Source organism: Salipiger sp. ABN3_019 (genome assembly GCF_056158605.1).
In genome coordinates, this window is sequence record NZ_JBSWTP010000009.1 from 1,147,951 (window position 1) to 1,164,903 (window position 16,953).

Genomic DNA, 16,953 nt, shown 5'->3' on the forward strand with positions numbered 1-16,953 from the left:
CCTATGTGGGTCCGGACCCTTGCGTCAGACGGTTGCGGTGCCGCCGGTAAGCGCGGCTTTGATATCGCCGAGGGTCTTCTTCTCGGCCTCCGACACCGCCTCGCCGCCGAAACCGAGAAAGCCGCCTTCCTTCGCCGCTTCGGCGGTGCGGGTGGCGGTCTCGACAAGGAAATCTCCAAAGGCGGGGGCTTCTTCGGGGGCGCTCGTCTTGACCAATCCGAGGATCTCGGTCAGCCGCGCGACGGCGGCATCGGTGATCTCGGGCGGCTTCTTGCCCTTCACCAGCGCCTTGACCCCGTCCATCGCCGCCGAGCGGCCTTCCGAGGTCTTGTAAGCCTCGGCCACCTCCGCGGCGAGCGTGCCGGTGCCATCCTCGGTCGAGGCATCTTTCAGCGAGCCGGCCATGGCCGCGCTTTCCTGTACCGCGCCGATGAGACCGCCGGGATCGGCGGCGGTGATCGCGAGCCCCGCCAGCATCGGTGCCTCGAGAACCGCAGCCCAGTCGGTTTCGGTGAATTTTTCCTTGAGTGCCATGAGAGCCTCCGCTCAGTTGCAAAGTCGCGCGCCACGGTCGGACCGTGGTCGGGCGTGGCGCGGGCTCCAAAAACCGGCCCGCAGGGGTCTCAAATGATCCGCGCTGCCGAAAACGCTGCCGGACAATCCGGGGGGCAGGCGGGTGAGCCATCGGTGATGGTCTTCGGAGTGTATCGCAACCTAAACGTGCAATCTAGCCGCGCCGGGCTTTGGCCCGTCAAACGGCTGCCGGTGGTCGGTTTTCCGCCGACCTGCCTTGGTGACTGCGGGTGGAGGGGGCTTGGCCTAGACGACCTCGATCACGTCCTTGTCGATGGCCAGATGATAGCCCTTGCGCGCGATGTTGCGCACCAAAAGCTCGCTGACCATTTGGTTGCCCAGCCCATCGCGCAGCCGCTTGATGCGGGTGGCGCCCGCCGCCTCTTCGCAGTCGCTCGCATCGCGTCCCGAGATCACCGCTTCGATCTGCGCGCCGGTCAGCATCTCGTCGTCCATCCGCGCTTCGGCCAGCACCGACAGCGTCTCGATCATCGCCGCCGTCAGCTTGAAGCCCATGGTGTTGAGATAGACCATATTCTCTTCGCGGCTGATGATCAGCGAGCTAACCTGAATGCCCGAGCGCTCGATCTGCGCCATGCGGCGGTTCATTCCCGCCAGCATGACAAGGAACACCAAGGCCGCCACCAGCATCGCCGCGGCGAAAATCAGCAGCACGAAGATCACCATGCGATAGCTCGCCAGCGTGTCGGCAAAGGCGGTCCCCGACTGGGCAAGGATCTCCAGCAGCTTGACCTCGGCCTGCGCGGTCAGGTCCTGCTCGACAAAGATGCGCTCGACGCGGGCGTTGAAGGCGTTGCCATCGGGCAGGGTGAGCATCAACAGGCCGCCAGCGAGGGCCAGCAGCGCAATGATGGCGACGATCCCGAAGGTGACGATCCGCCCGCCGGTGCGGCGCGCGTCAGTAGCGGAGGTAGAAGTCACCGGCATTTTTCTTCTTCTTGTCCGAGGGCTCCTGTTCCGACAGGCCGACGATGCTCAGCAGCGTCCAGCCGTTCCGGTCGAGCCGGATTTCAAGCTGCGCGGCGGCGGTGTTCTTCGTCGGGCATTCGGGGGTGGGGAGCAGTGCGATCCCATACTGCAGACGCAGCGGGTCGTCCTGTTTTGCCTTGTACTCGGCATAGCAGTCAGCCTGCGCCGCCGAGGCGACGAAAGAGGCGAGAAGAGCAAGGGCAAGGAGCGGCGTTTTCATACCCAAAGACTGAGCGCGCCGCGGCGGCAATTCAATAGCCCCAGACGGATAGGCGGCGGATATCCGATAACATCGGAGGGATATTGCCTGTTTTGCCGGGTCGGACAGAGGCTTGGGTCAATCGCGGCATCTGCCGTGCTACCCCGCAGGTTCAACCCCGAAGGAGACAGCCCATGTCCAGGAAATTCATCGCCGCCATTCTTTCCGGCTCGCTTTTGGTCACCGGATTTTCCGCGGCCCCTGCGCGCGCCGCCGATGCGAAGGATGTGGCTAAAGTGCTGGGCACTGCTGCCGTCGTCTACATGATCGGCAGGGCGGTCAGCGAGGCCCGCGCCGATGCGCGTGATGACGACAGCAAGCCGCGCTACAAGGAACAGGCGCAGTTCCGTGGCTCCGACCCCAGCCCCTATCTGCCGCGTCCTTATCGTTTTGAGCAGACCAAGAACGACCGCCACTCGCCGGGTGCGAAGACGCAGGTCAAGGGCGTGTTGCCGGGGGCCTGCGCACGGCAGGTGCGCGGTGAGCGCGGCGAGGTGATGCTGCGGTCCTGCCTGCGCAGCGCGGCGGTGCGCACCGATGCGCTGCCGGATCGCTGCCGCAGCAAGGTGCGGGTCGGCAATGACCGCGAGCGGGCTTTCTCGGTGCAATGTCTCGAAAAGGCGGGCTGGCGCGTGGCTGGCAGCCGGTCCACGCGCGACCATGACCGCAACCGCGACTGGAACCGCGATTGGAAGCGGGACTGGCGGCACGACGGGCAGTACGGGGGGCGGCGCGACTGAGCGCACCGCCTGGGCCGAGGTCTCAGTGCATATCCTGCGGCAGCAGCAGGTTCAGCACGATCGACAGGCCCGCCGCCGGCAGAAGGCCGGATGTCAGCAGCACCTGCGCCGTCTGGGGCAGGTGCTGCAGCGCCGAAGGCTCGAGCTGCAGCCCAAAGCCGACCGACAGCGAGATCGCGAAGATCACCATGTTGCGGCGGTTCCAGACCACCTCCGAGAGCATGTTGACCCCCGCGGCGCAGACCATGCCGAACATCACGATCACCGCGCCGCCCAGCACGTTGATCGGCACGGTCGAGACCGCGGCGCCGACCTTGGGCACCAGCCCGCAGACGATCAGGAAGAGCGCGCCGATGGTCACCACGTGGCGGCTCATCACCCCGGTCATCGAAATGAGCCCGACGTTTTGGCTGAAGGACGTGTTGGGCAGCCCGCCGAAAACGCCTGCGATGGCCGAGCCGAGCCCGTCGGCAAAGGTCGCGCCGCCTACCTCGCGGTCGGTCGCTTCGCGCCCGGCGCCGCCCTTGGTGATGCCCGAGACGTCGCCCACGGTCTCGATCGCCGAGATGATCGCCATAAAGCACATGCCGATGATGATCGCGGCATTGAACTCGATGCCCCAGCGGAACGGCATGGGCAGTTCGAAGACCGGCGCATTGCCGACGCTGGCAAAGCTGACCTGCCCCATGAAGAAGGCGACGAGATAGCCCGCGACCAGCCCCACAAGCACCGCCGAGAGCGACAGCAGCCCTTGGGTGAAGAACTTCACGCAGAGCGTCACGATGATCACCACCAGCGCCGGGAGCCACATGGCGAGGCTGCCAAACTCCGGCGTGCCCAGCTTCGGCACACCGCCCGCCGCATATTGGATGCCGACCTTCAGCAGCGCGAGGCCGATCATCAGCACGATGAGCCCGGTGACCAGCGGCGGCAGCGCGTGGCGGATCTTGGTGACGATGAAGCCGAGCGAGAAGTGGAACAGCCCGCCGATCACGATACCGGTCATCAGCCCGGCCATGCCCGCAACGCCCTGTCCCGCCACCGCCGGGATCATCACCGGCAGGAAGGCGAAAGAGGTGCCCTGCACGATTGGCAGCCGCGCGCCCACCGGGCCGAAGCCGATCGACTGGAACAGCGTGGCGATCCCGGCAAACAGCATCACCATCTGGATCATGTAGATCATGTTGGGAAAGTCGGGGCTGTTCGAGCCGTAGCCGAAGCCCGCGGCCCCGGCGATGATGATCGCCGGGGTGACGTTCGAGGCGAACATCGCCAGCACGTGCTGCAGCCCCAGCGGCACGGCCTTGCCGAGCGGCGGCATGTAATTGGGATCGCTCAGCTGTTCGGGCGTGCCGATCGGGTGGCCCTTGGCGGCGGTTGCGTCAGTCATTCCATAGTCTCCCTCTTTCCAAGGTCATGAGATGACCCGCCGCCTCTGCCGGGCGTTTGCGCGGGGCGTTGGGGCGCGTCAGCCCCGGGTGATAAGCAGCGGCTCCTCCAGCCAGTGTTCTTCAAGGTTGGGCGTCTCGCCGATCCGGTCGACCACGGCGAAGAGCCCGGGCGCATGCAGCGGCGTCAGCACCCCGTGCCATGTGCCGCGGTGGAAGTTGATCCCCTGTCCGGGTGCCGCGAGGAAGGCGTGGATCGCCCCCGGTGCCGCGTTGCCGTCCGCGCCGGGCTCGGCCACGATCACCAGCCACTCGTTCTGATGCATGGGCAGGAAGGCCTGACTGCCCTCGGGGTGCCGCTCGACCAGGTCCAGCGTGTAGGGCAGGGCGCGCGGCTCGGCGTCGAAAAGGCTGATGCCCGCACGCCCACCGGGACCGAAGTCCATCTCGGCGCGGTCGTGATGCCGCCCGCACAGACCCTGATTGATGATCTTGTCGGGCGCGCCCTTGATCTCGAGCACCTCGCCAAACGGGGCAAAGGCCTCGGCGGTCAGCGGCTTGATGGTGATCTCTTTCATCGCGCCGCTCCCACCGGGGCCAGCGAGACGTGGCGGTTGACGTCCTTGTAGAGCAGGTAGCGAAAGCGCGCGCTGTCGTCGACGATGCAGGCTTGCGGGCAGAAGGCGCGCAGCCACATGAAATCGCCCGGGCCGACATCGACCCAGTCCTGATTGAGCAGGTAGCGCGCGTGTCCCTCCAGCACGTAAAGCCCGTGCTCCATCACATGGGTCTCGGCAAAGGGGATGCGTCCGCCCTTGCCGAAGGTGACGATATTGGCGTGAAAGTCGTGGCGGATGTCTTCGGGGTCGAAGAAGCACTGCGTGCCCCAAAGCTCTTCGCAACCCTTCATCCAGTTGACCGGCACCTCGTCGTCATGGGTGACGATCACCGGCGGCACCGACACACCGGGCGCCGCCTCCCAGCGCTTGCGGATCCAGTGAAACCTGCAGGGGGTCTCGGCAGCGTTCCACAGCGTCCAGCCCGAGCTCGGCGGCAGGTAGACCACATGGCCCGCGCGCAGATCAAAGGTCTCTCCGGCAACGCTCAGCCGCGCCGTGCCTTCGGTGATCAGCAGCGCCGCCTGGGCCTGCGGGTCGGGCTCGGGGGCGTCGCTGCCGCCGCCCGGGGCCAGTTCGACCGCATATTGCGCGAAGCTCTCGGCAAAGCCCGAGAGCGGCTTTGCGATGATCCAGGCGCGGGTCTGCTGCCAGCCGGGCAGCAGCGAGGTGACGATGTCGCGCATGGTGCCCGCCGGGATGAAGGCATAGGCGGTGGTGAAGACCGCCGCGCCATGCGGGTCATCCTCGCGCGGGGGCATGCCGGCTGGCGGAAAGGCGTAGGTTCGGGGCGGGGACATCACGCTCACAGCACCGCCTCCAGCCGCAGGCGCGCAATGCGCTCGACCTGCCGGCAGGCCTCGGCGAACTCGGTCTCTGTGTCATTGGCGATGCGCCGCTCGAAGGCAGCGAGGATGCCTGCCTTGTCATGGTCGCGCACCGCAATGATGAACGGAAACCCGTGCTTGTCCACATAGGCGGTGTTCAGCTCGGTGAACCGCGCCCGCTCGGCGTCGGTCAGCGCGTCGAGCCCGGCGCTGGCCTGTTCGGCGGTGCTGTCCTCGGTCAGGCGCTTGGCCTCGGCCAGCTTGCCGGCGAGGTCGGGATGGGCCTGCAGCACGCCCAGCCGTTCCGCGTGGCTGGCGGTGCGCAGCACACGGGCGAGCGCATTGGCCAGCCCCGCCGGACGGTCATGCGCCGCGCCCAGTTCCAGATCAAAGGCGCGCTCGGCGACCCAGGGCGAATGCTCGATGATGCCGCCGAAGGTGCCGACAAAGGTCTCGCGGTCCATGGTCGACGGGCGCGGGCCCTTCTTCGGCGGGTGGGTCTTGGCCCAATGCTCGGCGATCTCCAGCCGGGTCGGGGTCCAGACCCCCTCGAAGCCGCCGATATAGTCGAGGAAACGTTTGAGCCCGGCCATCTTGCCCGGGCGCCCGATGAGCCGGCAGTGCAGCCCCACCGACATCATCGCAGGCTTGCCCGCTTGGCCCTCGACGATGAGCGTGTCGAAGGCGTCCTTGAGGTAGGTGTAGAACATCTCGCCCTCGATCCAGCCGGGCGAGGTGGCGAAGCGCATGTCATTGGCCTCGAGCGTGTAGGGAATGATCAGCTGATCGCGGCCGTCCACCTCGAGCCAATAGGGCAGGTCGTCGTCATAGGTGTCGGAGACATAGTCGAATTGGCCGGTCTCGGCGACCAGACGCACGGTATTGGCGCTGCAGCGCCCGGTGTACCAGCCGCGCGGCGCCTCTCCGACGACCTCGCTGTGCAGGCGGATCGTCTCTGCGATGGCGGCGCGTTCCTCCTCCTCGGGCATGTCCTTGTGCTCGACCCACTTGAGCCCGTGCGAGGCGATCTCCCAGCCCGCGTCCTTCATCGCCTCGACCTGCTCGGGCGAGCGGGCGAGGGCCGTGGCGACGCCATAGATGGTCAGCGGGATGTCGTAGCCGGTGAAGAGGCGATGCAGCCGCCAGAACCCGGCACGGGCGCCGTACTCATAGATCGACTCCATGTTCCAGTGCCGCTGGCCGGGCCACATGGCGGCGCCAGCGATGTCCGACAGGAACGCCTCGGAGGCGGCATCGCCATGCAGGATGTTGTTCTCGCCACCCTCTTCGTAGTTGAGCACGAATTGCACGGCGATCTTCGCGCCGCCGGGCCATTTCGCGTCGGGGCGGTCGGGGCCGTGGCCAATCATATTGCGGGGATAGCGCTGCATCTGCCGGTCCTCTGGCATGGGTCTTTCTCCTGTCGATACTGGCGCGCCGGGCGGGGCGGAACCGCAAAGCGGCCGCTCTTCGCGCGCGTCTTGCCTCTTCTGTTAGCACCGCTGAAAAAAGGAGCAAGTTCTTGCGGCCTCCGCGGCGCCATCGCCCGGCCCCGCGCCTGCGGTGCCGCCGGAGCCTCCGGCGGGGATATTTTGGTCTAGACGAAGTCTGGTTCGCGGCGGTCTGCTGTCTTCGTCTAGATCCAAATATCCCGGGGGAGAGGCGCGCAGCGGCTCGGGGGCAGAGCCCCCTCTTTTTCGTTCTGGGGCAGAGGCCCTTTAGCGCGGCACCATATGGACAGAGCGCCCCTCAGACCCTATGTGCACCCATCATGGCCAAGCAGAAGTCCGACCCGAACTACAAGATCATCGCCGAGAACCGGCGCGCGCGCTTCGATTACGCGATCGAGGACGATATCGAATGCGGTATCGTGCTCACCGGCTCGGAGGTCAAAAGCCTGCGCGAGAACAGCTCCAACATCGCCGAGAGCTACGCCGCGGTGGAAGAGAGCGAGCTGTGGCTGGTGAACTCTTATATCGCGCCCTACACTCGCGCCATGTTCCCGCATGAGGAACGCCGCCGCCGCAAGCTGCTGGTCTCGAAGAAAGAGCTGGCCCGGCTGTGGAACGAGACCCAGCGCAAGGGCATGACGATCGTGCCGCTGGTCATGTATTTCAACCACAAGGGCGTGGTGAAGCTGAAGATCGGCATCGCCAAGGGCAAGAAGAACCACGACAAGCGCGAGACCGAGGCCAAGCGCGACTGGAACCGCCAGAAGCAGCGTCTGCTCAAGGAGCGTGGCTGAGACGCGGGAAGCCCAGCAACTCGCGGGGCCGGGCGGCTCAGGGTTGCCAGTCTGCGGCGAGCACCGTAGAGACGACACGATGCTGACTGCCCCGGGGAGAGGTGATGGCAAGTGACGATCCCAAGACGCTGGTGTCGACCGACTGGCTGGCGCGCCACCTGAAGGACCCGGACCTGCGCCTGCTCGATGCGAGCTGGTACCTGCCGGGCTCGGGCCGCGATCCGAAAGCCGAATATGAGGCCGCGCATATTCCCGGCGCGCGCTTCTTCGACATCGACGAGATTTCCGACCTGCGCTCGGAGCTGCCGCATATGGTGCCGCCGGTGGACAAATTCATGTCCCGGATGCGCGCCCTCGGCGTCGGCGATGGCCATCAGATCGTGGTCTACGATGGCGCGGGCCTGTTTTCCGCAGCCCGCGTGTGGTGGCTTTTCAAGCTGATGGGCCATGACGATACCGCCGTGCTCGACGGCGGTCTGCCGAAATGGCAGGCCGAGGGCCGCGAGATCGAGGATCTGCCGCCGATCATCCGCGACCGCCACATGATGGTGCGCCGCCAGAACCACCTGGTGAAGGATGTCACGCAGGTCTCTGCCGCCGCCAAGCTGCGCGATCACGAGATCATCGATGCCCGCGGCGCCGAGCGCTTTCGCGGCGCCGTGCCCGAGCCGCGGCCGGGTCTGCGCGCGGGGCACATCCCCGGATCGAAGAACGTGCCCTTCTCGGTGCTGCTGAACGGCGATCAGACGCTGAAGGCGCCCGATGCGCTGCGCGCCGCCTTCGAGGCCGCCGGGGTCGATCTGAGCAAACCCGCGATCACCACCTGCGGCTCGGGCGTCACCGCGGCGATCCTGAGCCTTGCCCTGACACGCATGGGAAAGACCGACCATGCCCTTTATGACGGGTCCTGGAGCGAGTGGGGGCAATTCCCCACGCTGCCCGTCGCCACCGGAGAGGACTGATGTTCGAGACTCTGAAAGAGCAACCCGCCGACAAGATCCTGATGCTGATGCAGGCCTACCGCGAAGACCCGCGGGAGCAGAAGATCGACCTCGGGGTCGGCGTCTACAAGGACGCCAGCGGCAACACGCCCGTCATGCACGCCATCAAGGCCGCAGAAAAGCAGCTCTGGGAGAGTGAGACCACCAAGGCCTATACCGGTCTGGCGGGCGATCCGGCTTTCTCGAACGCGATGATCGAGCTGGTGCTCGGCGATGCAGTCCCGCGTGAAACCGTGGCCGCGGCGGCGACGCCGGGCGGCACCGGCGCGGTGCGTCAGGGCTTTGACATGATCAAGCAGGCCAACCCCAAGGCCCGCGTCTTCGTGTCCGACCCGACCTGGCCGAACCACCTGTCGATCCTCAAGCACATGGGGCTCGAGATCGTCCCCTACCGCTATTTCGACAATGAGACCCGCGCCGTCGATTTCGTCGGCATGATCGCCGACCTGCATCAGGTGATGCCGGGCGACGTGGTGCTGCTGCACGGCTGCTGCCACAACCCCACCGGCGCCAACCTCAACCTCGCGCAGTGGAAGGCGGTCACCGACCTGCTGCTCGAGAAAGAGGGCACGCCGATGATCGACATCGCCTATCAGGGCTTTGGCGACGGGCTGGAAGAGGATGCGGCGGGCGTCCGTCTCGTGGCCTCCTCGGTGCCCGAGTGCCTGATCGCCGCCTCCTGCTCGAAGAACTTCGGCATCTACCGCGAGCGCACCGGCCTGCTGATGGCGGTGGCCAAGGATGCTGGCGCGCAGAAGCTGAACCAGAGCACGCTGAACTACCTCAACCGTCAGAACTATTCCTTCCCGCCGGATCACGGCGCGCGTCTGGTGTCGATGGTTCTGGCCGATCCCGAGCTGCGCGCCGATTGGGCGGCGGAGCTCGAAGCGGTGCGCCTGTCGATGCTGCGCCTGCGCGAGCAACTGGCGTCGGAACTGCAGCGCCTGTCGGGCTCGGACCGCTTCGGTTTCATCGCCCAGCACCGCGGCATGTTCTCGCGCCTCGGCGCCACACCCGAGCAGGTCGAGACCATGCGCCGCGACCATGGTGTCTACATGGTGGGCGACTCGCGTCTGAACATCGCGGGGCTCAACGAGACCACCGTGCCGATCCTCGCCGAGGCGATCATCAAATCCGGCGTCTGAGCGCGGGTACTCTGAAACGCGAGACGCGGGCCTTTTGGCCCGCGTTTTCATGTCTGCCTCAGCCGTGCACGGCGAGACTGTCCTGCGGCGCCTCGGCCCGGTCCTCCATGCCGTAATCGCGCAGCACATGGCACACCCGCAGCCGGTAGTCCGCGAAAATCCCCTCGCGCCCGGCCTTCTGCGCGCCGCGGTGCTCGGCCAGGCTGCGCCAGCGCGCCACCGCCGCTTCGTCTTCGAAAAAGCTGATCGACAAAAGCTTGCCGGGGTTGGTGAGGCTCTGGAAGCGCTCGACCGAGATGAACCCCTCGATCTCTTGGGCCATGGGGCGCATGGCGGCGGCGATGTCAAGATAGTCATCCTTGCGCCCCGCCGCGGGGATGACCTCGAAGATTATGGCGATCATGGTTCTGTCCTCCTTGCCTGCAGGTGTCGCCGCGGCGCCGGGAAATGGCAAGCGGCCGCGAGGCGGCAGCCTTTCGCCATGCGTATTTTTAAAGAGAAGAAGGGATGGGGCCTTGGCGGTGTCCCGCTTCTTCTCTTTCCAAATACGCATTGGTGCGGCGCGGCGGCTCCCGTGCTGCCGCAGGGTCAGCGCGGGGCGGCGGATTTACAGACCGCTGCCAAAGCCCTATGTCCCCCAGCAGTATCGGAGGTTTGCATGACGCAAAGTGACATCACGCCCCGCCGCGGGGTGGTCTACGTGGCCTGGGGGCGCGACCATGTCGATGTGGCGCGGCGCTCGGCGGCGAGCGTCAAGAAGCACAACCCGACGCTTGGCACCACGATCTGGTGCAAGGAAGGCGACGATGTCTCGGGCTTCGATCAGGCGATCTACATTCCCGAGGGTCTGAAGCGGCCCAAGGTCAACGTGCTGGGCGAGAGCCCCTATGACGAGACGCTGTTTCTCGACAACGACACGATCGTGCGGGCGGATCTGGGCAGTTTCTTCGACCTGCTGCGCAAATACGAGATTTGCGGCACGCAGGTGATCCTCTGGCATCGGCCCCGGCATCAGAAGCCGATCCGCGAGGACCTGCCCGAGACCTTCCCCGAGATCAACACCGGCGTGCTGCTCTATCGCAAGACGCCTGCCGTGCTGGCGCTCTTTGCCGATTGGGCCGAGAGTTTCGCGGCCTCCGGGATGAAGATCGACCAGCCGAGCTTTCGTGAGGCGCTGTGGCGCTCGGACGCGACGTTCTATGCCTTCACCCCGCAATTCAACAAGCGCGTCTTCGAGGCGTCGGAGCTGATCTGGTCCGACGCGCCGAAACCGCGCATCCTGCACCTTGAACTTTTGCGCCCGCAGAAGAACGGTTTTCTGCGCTGGCTGTCCAACCGTATCCGCTGACCCGGCCCGCTCCTGCGCCAGCTTGCCCGCAGGAGGGGCTCATGCGACCCTTCATCCCGGAGGATGTGATCCATGTCTGACACGATGACCCGAGACGAGACCCGCCTGCTGCCGCAGGTCCACGAGCCGCGCAACCCCGGCATGCCGCTCGATATGGACGTGGTCATGCGCTGCACCGCCAACCGCTCGGCGATCGAGCGCCGCGCCGCGACGCTGCCGGGCCGCCGCTCGGTGAAGAAGGACTATCAGGCGGCGTGGCTCGCGCGCGCCATCAGCTGCATCGACCTGACCACGCTGTCGGGCGACGACACGCCGGGCCGCGTGGCGCGGCTCTGCGCCAAGGCGCGCCAGCCGGTGCGGGCCGATCTCCTCGAGGCGCTGGGGCTCGAAGGGCTGACCACCGGCGCGGTCTGCGTTTACCACGACATGATCGCCCCCGCCGTCGCGGCGCTGGAGGGCACGGGCATTCCCGTGGCCGCGGTCTCCACCGGTTTCCCGGCGGGGCTGTCGCCCTTCCATCTGCGCGTCGCCGAGATCAGCGAGAGCGTGAAGGCGGGCGCGCGGGAGATCGACATCGTCATCTCACGCCGTCACGTGCTGACTGGCGACTGGCAGGCGCTCTATGACGAGATGCGCGCCTTCCGCGAGGCCTGCGGCGAGGCGCATGTGAAGGCGATCCTCGCCACCGGCGAGCTGGGCACGCTGCAGAACGTGGCGCGCGCCTCCATGGTCTGCATGATGGCCGGCGCCGATTTCATCAAGACCTCGACCGGCAAGGAAAGCGTCAACGCGACCCTGCCCGTGAGTCTCGTGATGATGCGGGCGATCCGCGAGTATTTCGAAGAGACCGGCTATCGCGTCGGATACAAGCCTGCGGGCGGGATTTCCAAGGCCAAGGATGCGGTGACTTATCTGGCGCTGGTCAAGGAAGAGCTGGGCGACCGCTGGCTGCAGCCCGACCTTTACCGCTTCGGGGCTTCTTCGCTGCTGGGCGACATCGAGCGCCAGCTGGAACACCACGTGACCGGGGCCTACTCGGCCTCCTGGCGCCACGCCACGAGCTGATGGCGCGTCTGCGTATTTGGAGAACAATGACATGGGCGTGAAAGAGATTTTCGAGAGCATGGACTACGGACCGGCCCCCGAGAGCGCCGCGGATGCGCTGACCTGGATTGTCGATCAGGGCTCGCGTTTTGGCTGCTATATCGACGGCGGCTTCACCAAGCCGGGCGCGACCTTCGAGAGCCGCAACCCCGCCACCGGCGAGGTGCTGGCCGAGGTCACCCAGGCCACGCAGGGCGATGTCGACGCGGCGGTGAAGGCCGCGCGCGCGGCGCAGCCGGGCTGGGCAAAGCTGGGCGGCAAGGGCCGGGCGCGCTTCCTCTATGCGCTGGCGCGGCTGCTGCAGAAACATGCGCGGCTGATGGCGGTGTTGGAGACGCTGGACAACGGCAAGCCGATCCGTGAGAGCCGGGATATCGATATCCCCTTGGCGGCGCGGCATTTTTACTACCACGCGGGCTGTGCGCAGCTGATGGAGGCGGAGATGTCGGGGCAGGAGCCTCTGGGCGTCTGCGGGCAGATCGTGCCGTGGAACTTCCCGCTGCTGATGCTGGCGTGGAAAGTGGCGCCGGCGCTGGCCATGGGCAATACGGTGGTGCTCAAACCCGCCGAATGGACCTCGCTGACCGCGCTGTGCTTTGCCGATCTGTGCCAGCAGGCCGGGCTGCCGAAGGGCGTTGTGAACATCGTCACCGGTGATGGCGCGGTAGGCGAGATGATCGTCGGCGCCGAGGTCGACAAGATCGCCTTCACCGGCTCCACCGAGGTGGGCCGCAAGATCCGCACCGCCACCGCGGGCAGCGGCAAATCCCTGACGCTCGAGTTGGGTGGCAAATCGGCCTATGTGGTGTTCGAGGACGCCGATCTTGACAGCGCGGTCGAGGGGCTGGTGGATGCGATCTGGTTCAATCAGGGGCAGGTGTGCTGCGCGGGCTCGCGCCTGCTGGTGCAGGAGGGCATCGCCGAGCGCTTCCACGAGAAGCTCAAGGCGCGGATGGACAAGCTGCGCATCGGCGATCCGCTCGACAAATGCATCGATATCGGCGCCATCGTCGACCCCGAGCAGAAGGCCCGGATCGAGGCGCTGATGGCCAAGGCGAGCGGCGAGGGCGAGGTCTACACCGGCTGCGCCGCGCCCGACGGCTGCTTCATCGCGCCGACGCTGGTGACGGGTCTCTCGCCCGCCTCGGTGCTGATGCAGGAAGAGATTTTCGGCCCGGTGCTGGTCTCGACCACCTTCCGCACGCCCTCCGAGGCGGTGCAGATCGCCAACAACACGCGCTATGGCCTCGCGGCCTCGGTCTGGTCGGAAAACATCAACACCGCGCTCGACGTGGCGCCAAAGCTCGAGGCCGGGGTGGTCTGGATCAACGGCAGCAATATGTTCGACGCTGCGGCGCCCTTCGGCGGGCTGCGCGAGAGCGGCTTTGGCCGCGAGGGTGGCTGGGAAGGTCTTGGCGCCTACACGCGGCCCGCGGGCAAGTCGAAGGCGCTGAAGAAGGTTGAATCCTTCGCCGGTGAGAGCGCCGAGCCGCAGGACGTGGACCGCACAGCCAAGCTCTACATCGGCGGCAAGCAGGCGCGGCCCGATGGGGGCTACGCGCAGAACATCTACGACAAGAAGGGCCGTCTGCTGGGGCAGGCGCCGATCTCGTCGCGCAAGGACATCCGCAACGCCGTCGAGGCGGCGCGGGGGGCTGCGGGCTGGTCGTCGGCCACGGCACACAACCGCGCGCAGGTGATCTATTTCATCGCCGAGAACCTGCAGGCGCGGGCTGGCGAGTTCGCGGCGCGGATCGACGCGATGACTGGCGGAAAGACCGGCGCGGCGGAGGTCGAGGCCTCGGTCGACCGGCTCTTCACCTATGCCGCTTGGGCCGATAAATACGAGGGTACGGTGAAGCCCGTCCCGCTGCGCGGCACCGCGCTGGCGCTGCGCAAGCCCACCGGTGTGATCGGTGCCTTCTGCCCGGACGAGGCGCCGCTGCTGGGGCTGGTGTCGGTCATGGCGCCCGCCATTGCCATGGGCAACCGCGTGGTGCTGGTCGCCTCCGAGCCCTTCCCGCTGGCGGCGACGGACTTTTATCAGGTGCTCGACACGTCGGACCTGCCGGGCGGGGTGGTCAACATCCTGACCGGTCCGCATGAAGACCTTGCATCGACCCTCGCCAGCCACATGGATGTGGAGGCGGTGTGGAGCTTCTCCTCGTCGGACCTGTCGAAAGCCATCGAGGCGGGCGCTGCGGGCAACCTCAAGCGCACATGGGTCAACGACGGCAAGGCGCGCGACTGGTCCGCGGCGGCGGCCGAGGGCGAGCCCTTCCTCGAGGCGGCGACCGAGGTGCAGACCGTCTGGATCCCTTGGGGCGCGTGACGCGCGCTGAGTCGGCTTGCGCGGGGCGCATGGCGCCCCGCCAATTCCGCTGATGATTCATCGTTGATTCAGGCGGCTGCCTTGTCTAAAGGGCTGTCCTTCGCCGCGGCGTTGAGAAAACGGCCCCGCGATGCTATCTTTAGAGCATGCCCTGCGCCGGGGTTACATTCGGCGCGCGCAACCAAGGAGGACACTGTCCTGTCTGTTACTGCCGATGCGGCTGGTGCCGCTGATGCGGGGATGCCCATGACGGCACTGCCCCATACCGAGGTCACGAGCGAGCAGATCCTTGCCGCCGTCCTCAAGTCTCTCGACGACAACAAGGCCGAGGAAGTCGTGCAGATCGACCTGCGCGGCAAGACCTCTGTCTGCGATCATATGGTGATCTGCTCGGGGCGCTCCTCGCGGCAGGTGGCCTCGATCGCCGAGAAGGTTGCCGAGGATCTGAAACACGAGCTGGGCGTCCTTGCCAAAACCGAGGGCGAAGAGACCGGTGACTGGGTGCTGATCGACTCGGGCGATGTGATCGTCCATGTGTTCCGCCCCGAAGTGCGCGAGTTCTACCAGCTCGAGAAGATGTGGATGCCGCTGGGCAAGGTGACCCAGAGCGCGACCTGATCCGGAGCGTTCATGCGCGTGCATCTCTGCGTCGTGGGCCGGCTTCGGTCTGGCCCCGAGCGCGACCTTATTGACGATTATCTCAAGCGGTTCGACCGCACCGGGCGGGCGCTTGGCCTCGGTCCGGTGAGCGTTTCGGAAGTCGAAGACCGCAAGGGCGGCGGAATGGCCGCCGAAGCCGTGCTGCTGCGCAAGGCGATCCCTTCGGGGGCCAAACTGTGTGTGCTGGATGAACGCGGCAAGCTGATGAGCTCCCCCGACTTCTCTCGGCAGGTCGCAGATTTCCGCGATCAGGGGGTGGGGGATCTGGCCTTCGTCATCGGCGGCGCGGATGGGATTGATCCGTCGCTACGGGCCGAGGCGGATATGGCGCTGTCTTTCGGGCAGATGGTCTGGCCGCATATGCTGGTTCGGGTGATGCTGTCGGAACAGCTCTACCGCGCAGCCTCGATTCTGGCCGGAAGTCCTTATCATCGCGTCTGAAGTCACTCTATCGGCGGGTTTTCGCCGTTAGGGCGACTCGACCTTGGCGGGAATCCGCGCGGACACAACCCGTTCGTTGCAAAGGCGGAAAACCCTGAATTAGCTGCAAGTTATCGCGCCGTCGCGCAGCTGTGAAGACGAGCGAGGTTGACGTGCCCATTATCTGTCCCTGCCGGCTCCCCCGCCGGTCCCGGGTAGGTCAACAGCCCCGGAGTTTCCCCGAACTCCGGGGCTCCCCATTTTCAGGGGAAGGATCAGGGGCAGGGGATCAGCTGTAGGCGTAGACCAGCAGGATGACCCCGAGGATCACGCGGTAGATCACATAGGGGGTGAAGCTGACCGACCGCAGCAGGCGCATCATCAGCGTCAGCGCAAGCAGGGCCGAGACGAAGGCGAAGGCGGCGGCAATGGCGCCATCCTTGGCAGCCTGCGCGTCGGCGGTGCCGATCACCTCTGCGCCCAACAGCACGCCAGAGGCGAAGATCGTGGGGATCGACATCAGCATCGAGATCTTGGCGGCGTCGTGCCGTGTATAGCCCATCTGCCGCGCGCCGGTGATGGTGATGCCCGACCGCGAGGTGCCGGGGATCAGCGCCACGGCTTGCCAGAGGCCCAGTTTGATCGCGTCGCCAAGGTTCCAGTCCTCTTCGGTCTTCATCTGCGGGCCCTTCTGGTCGGCCCACCACAGCACGATGCCAAAGACCAGCATCGTCCAGCCGATCACCGCGACCGAGCGCAGCATGTCTGAAAGGCCGGTGAGATTGAGGATCAGCCCGATCAGGATGACCGGCACCGTGGCGACCGCGAGCAGGAAGGCGAGCTTGGAGCCGGGAGTGTCGATCTTGCCGGTGAGCATCCGCGGCACACCCGCGAGACCGGTTTTCACGTCTGACCAGAAATACAGCACCACAGCAAAGAGCGTGCCTACATGGACGGCCACGTCGATGACCTGCCCCTGATCGTCCATGCCCGTGAGATTCGGCAGAAGAATCAGGTGACCGGAGGAGGAAATGGGGAGAAACTCGGTAATGCCCTGGATCAGGGCGAGGAGAATAAGTTGAGACAGGGGCATATACTCTGGTCTCCGCTGAAATAACCTCTTCCGCTATAGGCCCTTGGTTTTCAGGGGGAAAGAGCGAAATTGGTCCGGTTTCGGACCTATTTTTTGATCAAGAATGGGTGCACGAGACGCCTTCAGCCAAATTTTTATCAATATAGGTCAGCATGTCTGACTTTTATTCGGTTTCGACCTTCTGTAATGAAGCCCGACCGATTGATTTGCT

General features: G+C 65.9%; 18 protein-coding genes. 9 read left to right on the forward strand and 9 right to left on the reverse strand.

Annotation, left to right across the window (positions count from 1 at the left end; genetic code table 11):
- Positions 1-24 precede the first annotated feature (24 nt).
- The 3 genes from ACXAD2_RS13685 to ACXAD2_RS13695 all read right to left on the reverse strand — a co-directional run bounded on the left by ACXAD2_RS13685 (position 25) and on the right by ACXAD2_RS13695 (position 1,783).
- Positions 25-534, reverse strand: a complete 510-nt coding sequence (locus tag ACXAD2_RS13685; RefSeq protein WP_475171011.1) for a hypothetical protein — start codon at positions 532-534, stop codon at positions 25-27.
- 285 nt (positions 535-819) lie between these two features.
- Complete coding sequence (locus ACXAD2_RS13690; RefSeq protein ID WP_224898608.1) at positions 820-1,521, reverse strand: hypothetical protein; 702 nt, start codon at positions 1,519-1,521, stop codon at positions 820-822.
- Positions 1,493-1,783, reverse strand: coding sequence for a hypothetical protein (locus tag ACXAD2_RS13695; protein ID WP_475171021.1), 291 nt, complete (start codon positions 1,781-1,783; stop codon positions 1,493-1,495). The genes ACXAD2_RS13690 and ACXAD2_RS13695 overlap by 29 nt, the downstream gene beginning before the upstream one ends.
- A gap of 173 nt (positions 1,784-1,956) precedes the next feature.
- On the opposite strand from ACXAD2_RS13695, the gene ACXAD2_RS13700 reads away from it, so the two are divergent.
- Entirely contained in the window at positions 1,957-2,562 is a 606-nt protein-coding gene (locus ACXAD2_RS13700) for a hypothetical protein (protein ID WP_475171024.1), read from the forward strand.
- Between the two features lie 22 nt (positions 2,563-2,584).
- On the opposite strand, the gene ACXAD2_RS13705 is transcribed toward ACXAD2_RS13700, so the two are convergent.
- From ACXAD2_RS13705 to puuE, 4 genes are all read right to left on the reverse strand, one after another.
- Positions 2,585-3,952, reverse strand: coding sequence for a uracil-xanthine permease family protein (locus ACXAD2_RS13705; protein WP_224898615.1), 1,368 nt, complete (start codon positions 3,950-3,952; stop codon positions 2,585-2,587).
- 78 nt (positions 3,953-4,030) lie between these two features.
- The gene (locus tag ACXAD2_RS13710) at positions 4,031-4,528 is read right to left on the reverse strand and encodes an ureidoglycolate lyase (RefSeq protein WP_164181158.1); all 498 of its coding nucleotides are present in this window, start codon (positions 4,526-4,528) and stop codon (positions 4,031-4,033) included.
- On the reverse strand, positions 4,525-5,367 hold the full coding sequence (locus ACXAD2_RS13715; RefSeq protein WP_475174870.1) for a bifunctional allantoicase/(S)-ureidoglycine aminohydrolase: 843 nt from the start codon (positions 5,365-5,367) through the stop codon (positions 4,525-4,527). Before ACXAD2_RS13715 ends, ACXAD2_RS13710 begins: the two co-directional genes overlap by 4 nt.
- Positions 5,368-5,372: 5 nt before the next feature.
- Complete coding sequence (gene puuE / locus ACXAD2_RS13720) at positions 5,373-6,785, reverse strand: allantoinase PuuE (RefSeq protein ID WP_475171031.1); 1,413 nt, start codon at positions 6,783-6,785, stop codon at positions 5,373-5,375.
- Positions 6,786-7,165: 380 nt separating this feature from the next.
- Between puuE and smpB the strand changes: the two genes are divergently transcribed.
- From smpB to ACXAD2_RS13735, 3 genes are all read left to right on the forward strand, one after another.
- Positions 7,166-7,639, forward strand: a complete 474-nt coding sequence (smpB, locus tag ACXAD2_RS13725) for an SsrA-binding protein SmpB (protein ID WP_066102316.1) — start codon at positions 7,166-7,168, stop codon at positions 7,637-7,639.
- Positions 7,640-7,743: 104 nt separating this feature from the next.
- On the forward strand, positions 7,744-8,601 hold the full coding sequence (gene sseA / locus ACXAD2_RS13730) for a 3-mercaptopyruvate sulfurtransferase (RefSeq protein ID WP_475171039.1): 858 nt from the start codon (positions 7,744-7,746) through the stop codon (positions 8,599-8,601).
- Positions 8,601-9,785 (forward strand): amino acid aminotransferase, encoded by a 1,185-nt coding sequence (locus ACXAD2_RS13735; RefSeq protein ID WP_475171044.1) that lies wholly within the window; start codon positions 8,601-8,603, stop codon positions 9,783-9,785. The genes sseA and ACXAD2_RS13735 overlap by 1 nt, the downstream gene beginning before the upstream one ends.
- A 58-nt stretch (positions 9,786-9,843) precedes the next feature.
- Here ACXAD2_RS13735 and ACXAD2_RS13740 read toward each other — a convergent pair whose 3' ends face one another.
- Positions 9,844-10,188, reverse strand: a complete 345-nt coding sequence (locus tag ACXAD2_RS13740; RefSeq protein WP_224898624.1) for an antibiotic biosynthesis monooxygenase family protein — start codon at positions 10,186-10,188, stop codon at positions 9,844-9,846.
- 255 nt (positions 10,189-10,443) lie between these two features.
- On the opposite strand from ACXAD2_RS13740, the gene ACXAD2_RS13745 reads away from it, so the two are divergent.
- The 5 genes from ACXAD2_RS13745 (at position 10,444) to rlmH (ending at position 15,670) form a co-directional block, all read left to right on the forward strand.
- Positions 10,444-11,133 carry a hypothetical protein gene (locus ACXAD2_RS13745; RefSeq protein WP_475171053.1) on the forward strand — a complete coding sequence of 230 codons (690 nt, stop codon included), beginning with the start codon at positions 10,444-10,446 and terminating at the stop codon, positions 11,131-11,133.
- Positions 11,134-11,205: 72 nt separating this feature from the next.
- Positions 11,206-12,198 carry a deoxyribose-phosphate aldolase gene (deoC, locus tag ACXAD2_RS13750; RefSeq protein WP_475171057.1) on the forward strand — a complete coding sequence of 331 codons (993 nt, stop codon included), beginning with the start codon at positions 11,206-11,208 and terminating at the stop codon, positions 12,196-12,198.
- A gap of 31 nt (positions 12,199-12,229) precedes the next feature.
- Positions 12,230-14,569, forward strand: coding sequence for an aldehyde dehydrogenase family protein (locus tag ACXAD2_RS13755; protein ID WP_475171063.1), 2,340 nt, complete (start codon positions 12,230-12,232; stop codon positions 14,567-14,569).
- 246 nt (positions 14,570-14,815) lie between these two features.
- Positions 14,816-15,187 (forward strand): ribosome silencing factor, encoded by a 372-nt coding sequence (rsfS, locus tag ACXAD2_RS13760; RefSeq protein ID WP_164181145.1) that lies wholly within the window; start codon positions 14,816-14,818, stop codon positions 15,185-15,187.
- Positions 15,188-15,199: 12 nt separating this feature from the next.
- On the forward strand, positions 15,200-15,670 hold the full coding sequence (rlmH, locus tag ACXAD2_RS13765; RefSeq protein ID WP_224898637.1) for a 23S rRNA (pseudouridine(1915)-N(3))-methyltransferase RlmH: 471 nt from the start codon (positions 15,200-15,202) through the stop codon (positions 15,668-15,670).
- Between the two features lie 268 nt (positions 15,671-15,938).
- On the opposite strand, the gene ACXAD2_RS13770 is transcribed toward rlmH, so the two are convergent.
- On the reverse strand, positions 15,939-16,742 hold the full coding sequence (locus ACXAD2_RS13770) for an undecaprenyl-diphosphate phosphatase (RefSeq protein ID WP_475171068.1): 804 nt from the start codon (positions 16,740-16,742) through the stop codon (positions 15,939-15,941).
- Between the last annotated feature and the right edge of the window lie 211 nt (positions 16,743-16,953).

Excerpts from the sequence above, each read along its gene's own strand:
- ACXAD2_RS13685 (WP_475171011.1), bottom strand. The coding sequence starts at position 534 with ATGGCACTCAAGGAAAAATTCACCGAAACCGACTGGGCTGCGGTTCTC.
- ACXAD2_RS13690 (WP_224898608.1), bottom strand. The coding sequence starts at position 1,521 with ATGCCGGTGACTTCTACCTCCGCTACTGACGCGCGCCGCACCGGCGGG.
- ACXAD2_RS13695 (WP_475171021.1), bottom strand. The coding sequence starts at position 1,783 with ATGAAAACGCCGCTCCTTGCCCTTGCTCTTCTCGCCTCTTTCGTCGCC.
- ACXAD2_RS13700 (WP_475171024.1), top strand. The coding sequence starts at position 1,957 with ATGTCCAGGAAATTCATCGCCGCCATTCTTTCCGGCTCGCTTTTGGTC.
- ACXAD2_RS13705 (WP_224898615.1), bottom strand. The coding sequence starts at position 3,952 with ATGACTGACGCAACCGCCGCCAAGGGCCACCCGATCGGCACGCCCGAA.
- ACXAD2_RS13710 (WP_164181158.1), bottom strand. The coding sequence starts at position 4,528 with ATGAAAGAGATCACCATCAAGCCGCTGACCGCCGAGGCCTTTGCCCCG.
- ACXAD2_RS13715 (WP_475174870.1), bottom strand. The coding sequence starts at position 5,367 with ATGTCCCCGCCCCGAACCTACGCCTTTCCGCCAGCCGGCATGCCCCCG.
- puuE (WP_475171031.1), bottom strand. The coding sequence starts at position 6,785 with ATGCAGCGCTATCCCCGCAATATGATTGGCCACGGCCCCGACCGCCCC.
- smpB (WP_066102316.1), top strand. The coding sequence starts at position 7,166 with ATGGCCAAGCAGAAGTCCGACCCGAACTACAAGATCATCGCCGAGAAC.
- sseA (WP_475171039.1), top strand. The coding sequence starts at position 7,744 with ATGGCAAGTGACGATCCCAAGACGCTGGTGTCGACCGACTGGCTGGCG.
- ACXAD2_RS13735 (WP_475171044.1), top strand. The coding sequence starts at position 8,601 with ATGTTCGAGACTCTGAAAGAGCAACCCGCCGACAAGATCCTGATGCTG.
- ACXAD2_RS13740 (WP_224898624.1), bottom strand. The coding sequence starts at position 10,188 with ATGATCGCCATAATCTTCGAGGTCATCCCCGCGGCGGGGCGCAAGGAT.
- ACXAD2_RS13745 (WP_475171053.1), top strand. The coding sequence starts at position 10,444 with ATGACGCAAAGTGACATCACGCCCCGCCGCGGGGTGGTCTACGTGGCC.
- deoC (WP_475171057.1), top strand. The coding sequence starts at position 11,206 with ATGTCTGACACGATGACCCGAGACGAGACCCGCCTGCTGCCGCAGGTC.
- ACXAD2_RS13755 (WP_475171063.1), top strand. The coding sequence starts at position 12,230 with ATGGGCGTGAAAGAGATTTTCGAGAGCATGGACTACGGACCGGCCCCC.
- rsfS (WP_164181145.1), top strand. The coding sequence starts at position 14,816 with ATGACGGCACTGCCCCATACCGAGGTCACGAGCGAGCAGATCCTTGCC.
- rlmH (WP_224898637.1), top strand. The coding sequence starts at position 15,200 with ATGCGCGTGCATCTCTGCGTCGTGGGCCGGCTTCGGTCTGGCCCCGAG.
- ACXAD2_RS13770 (WP_475171068.1), bottom strand. The coding sequence starts at position 16,742 with ATGCCCCTGTCTCAACTTATTCTCCTCGCCCTGATCCAGGGCATTACC.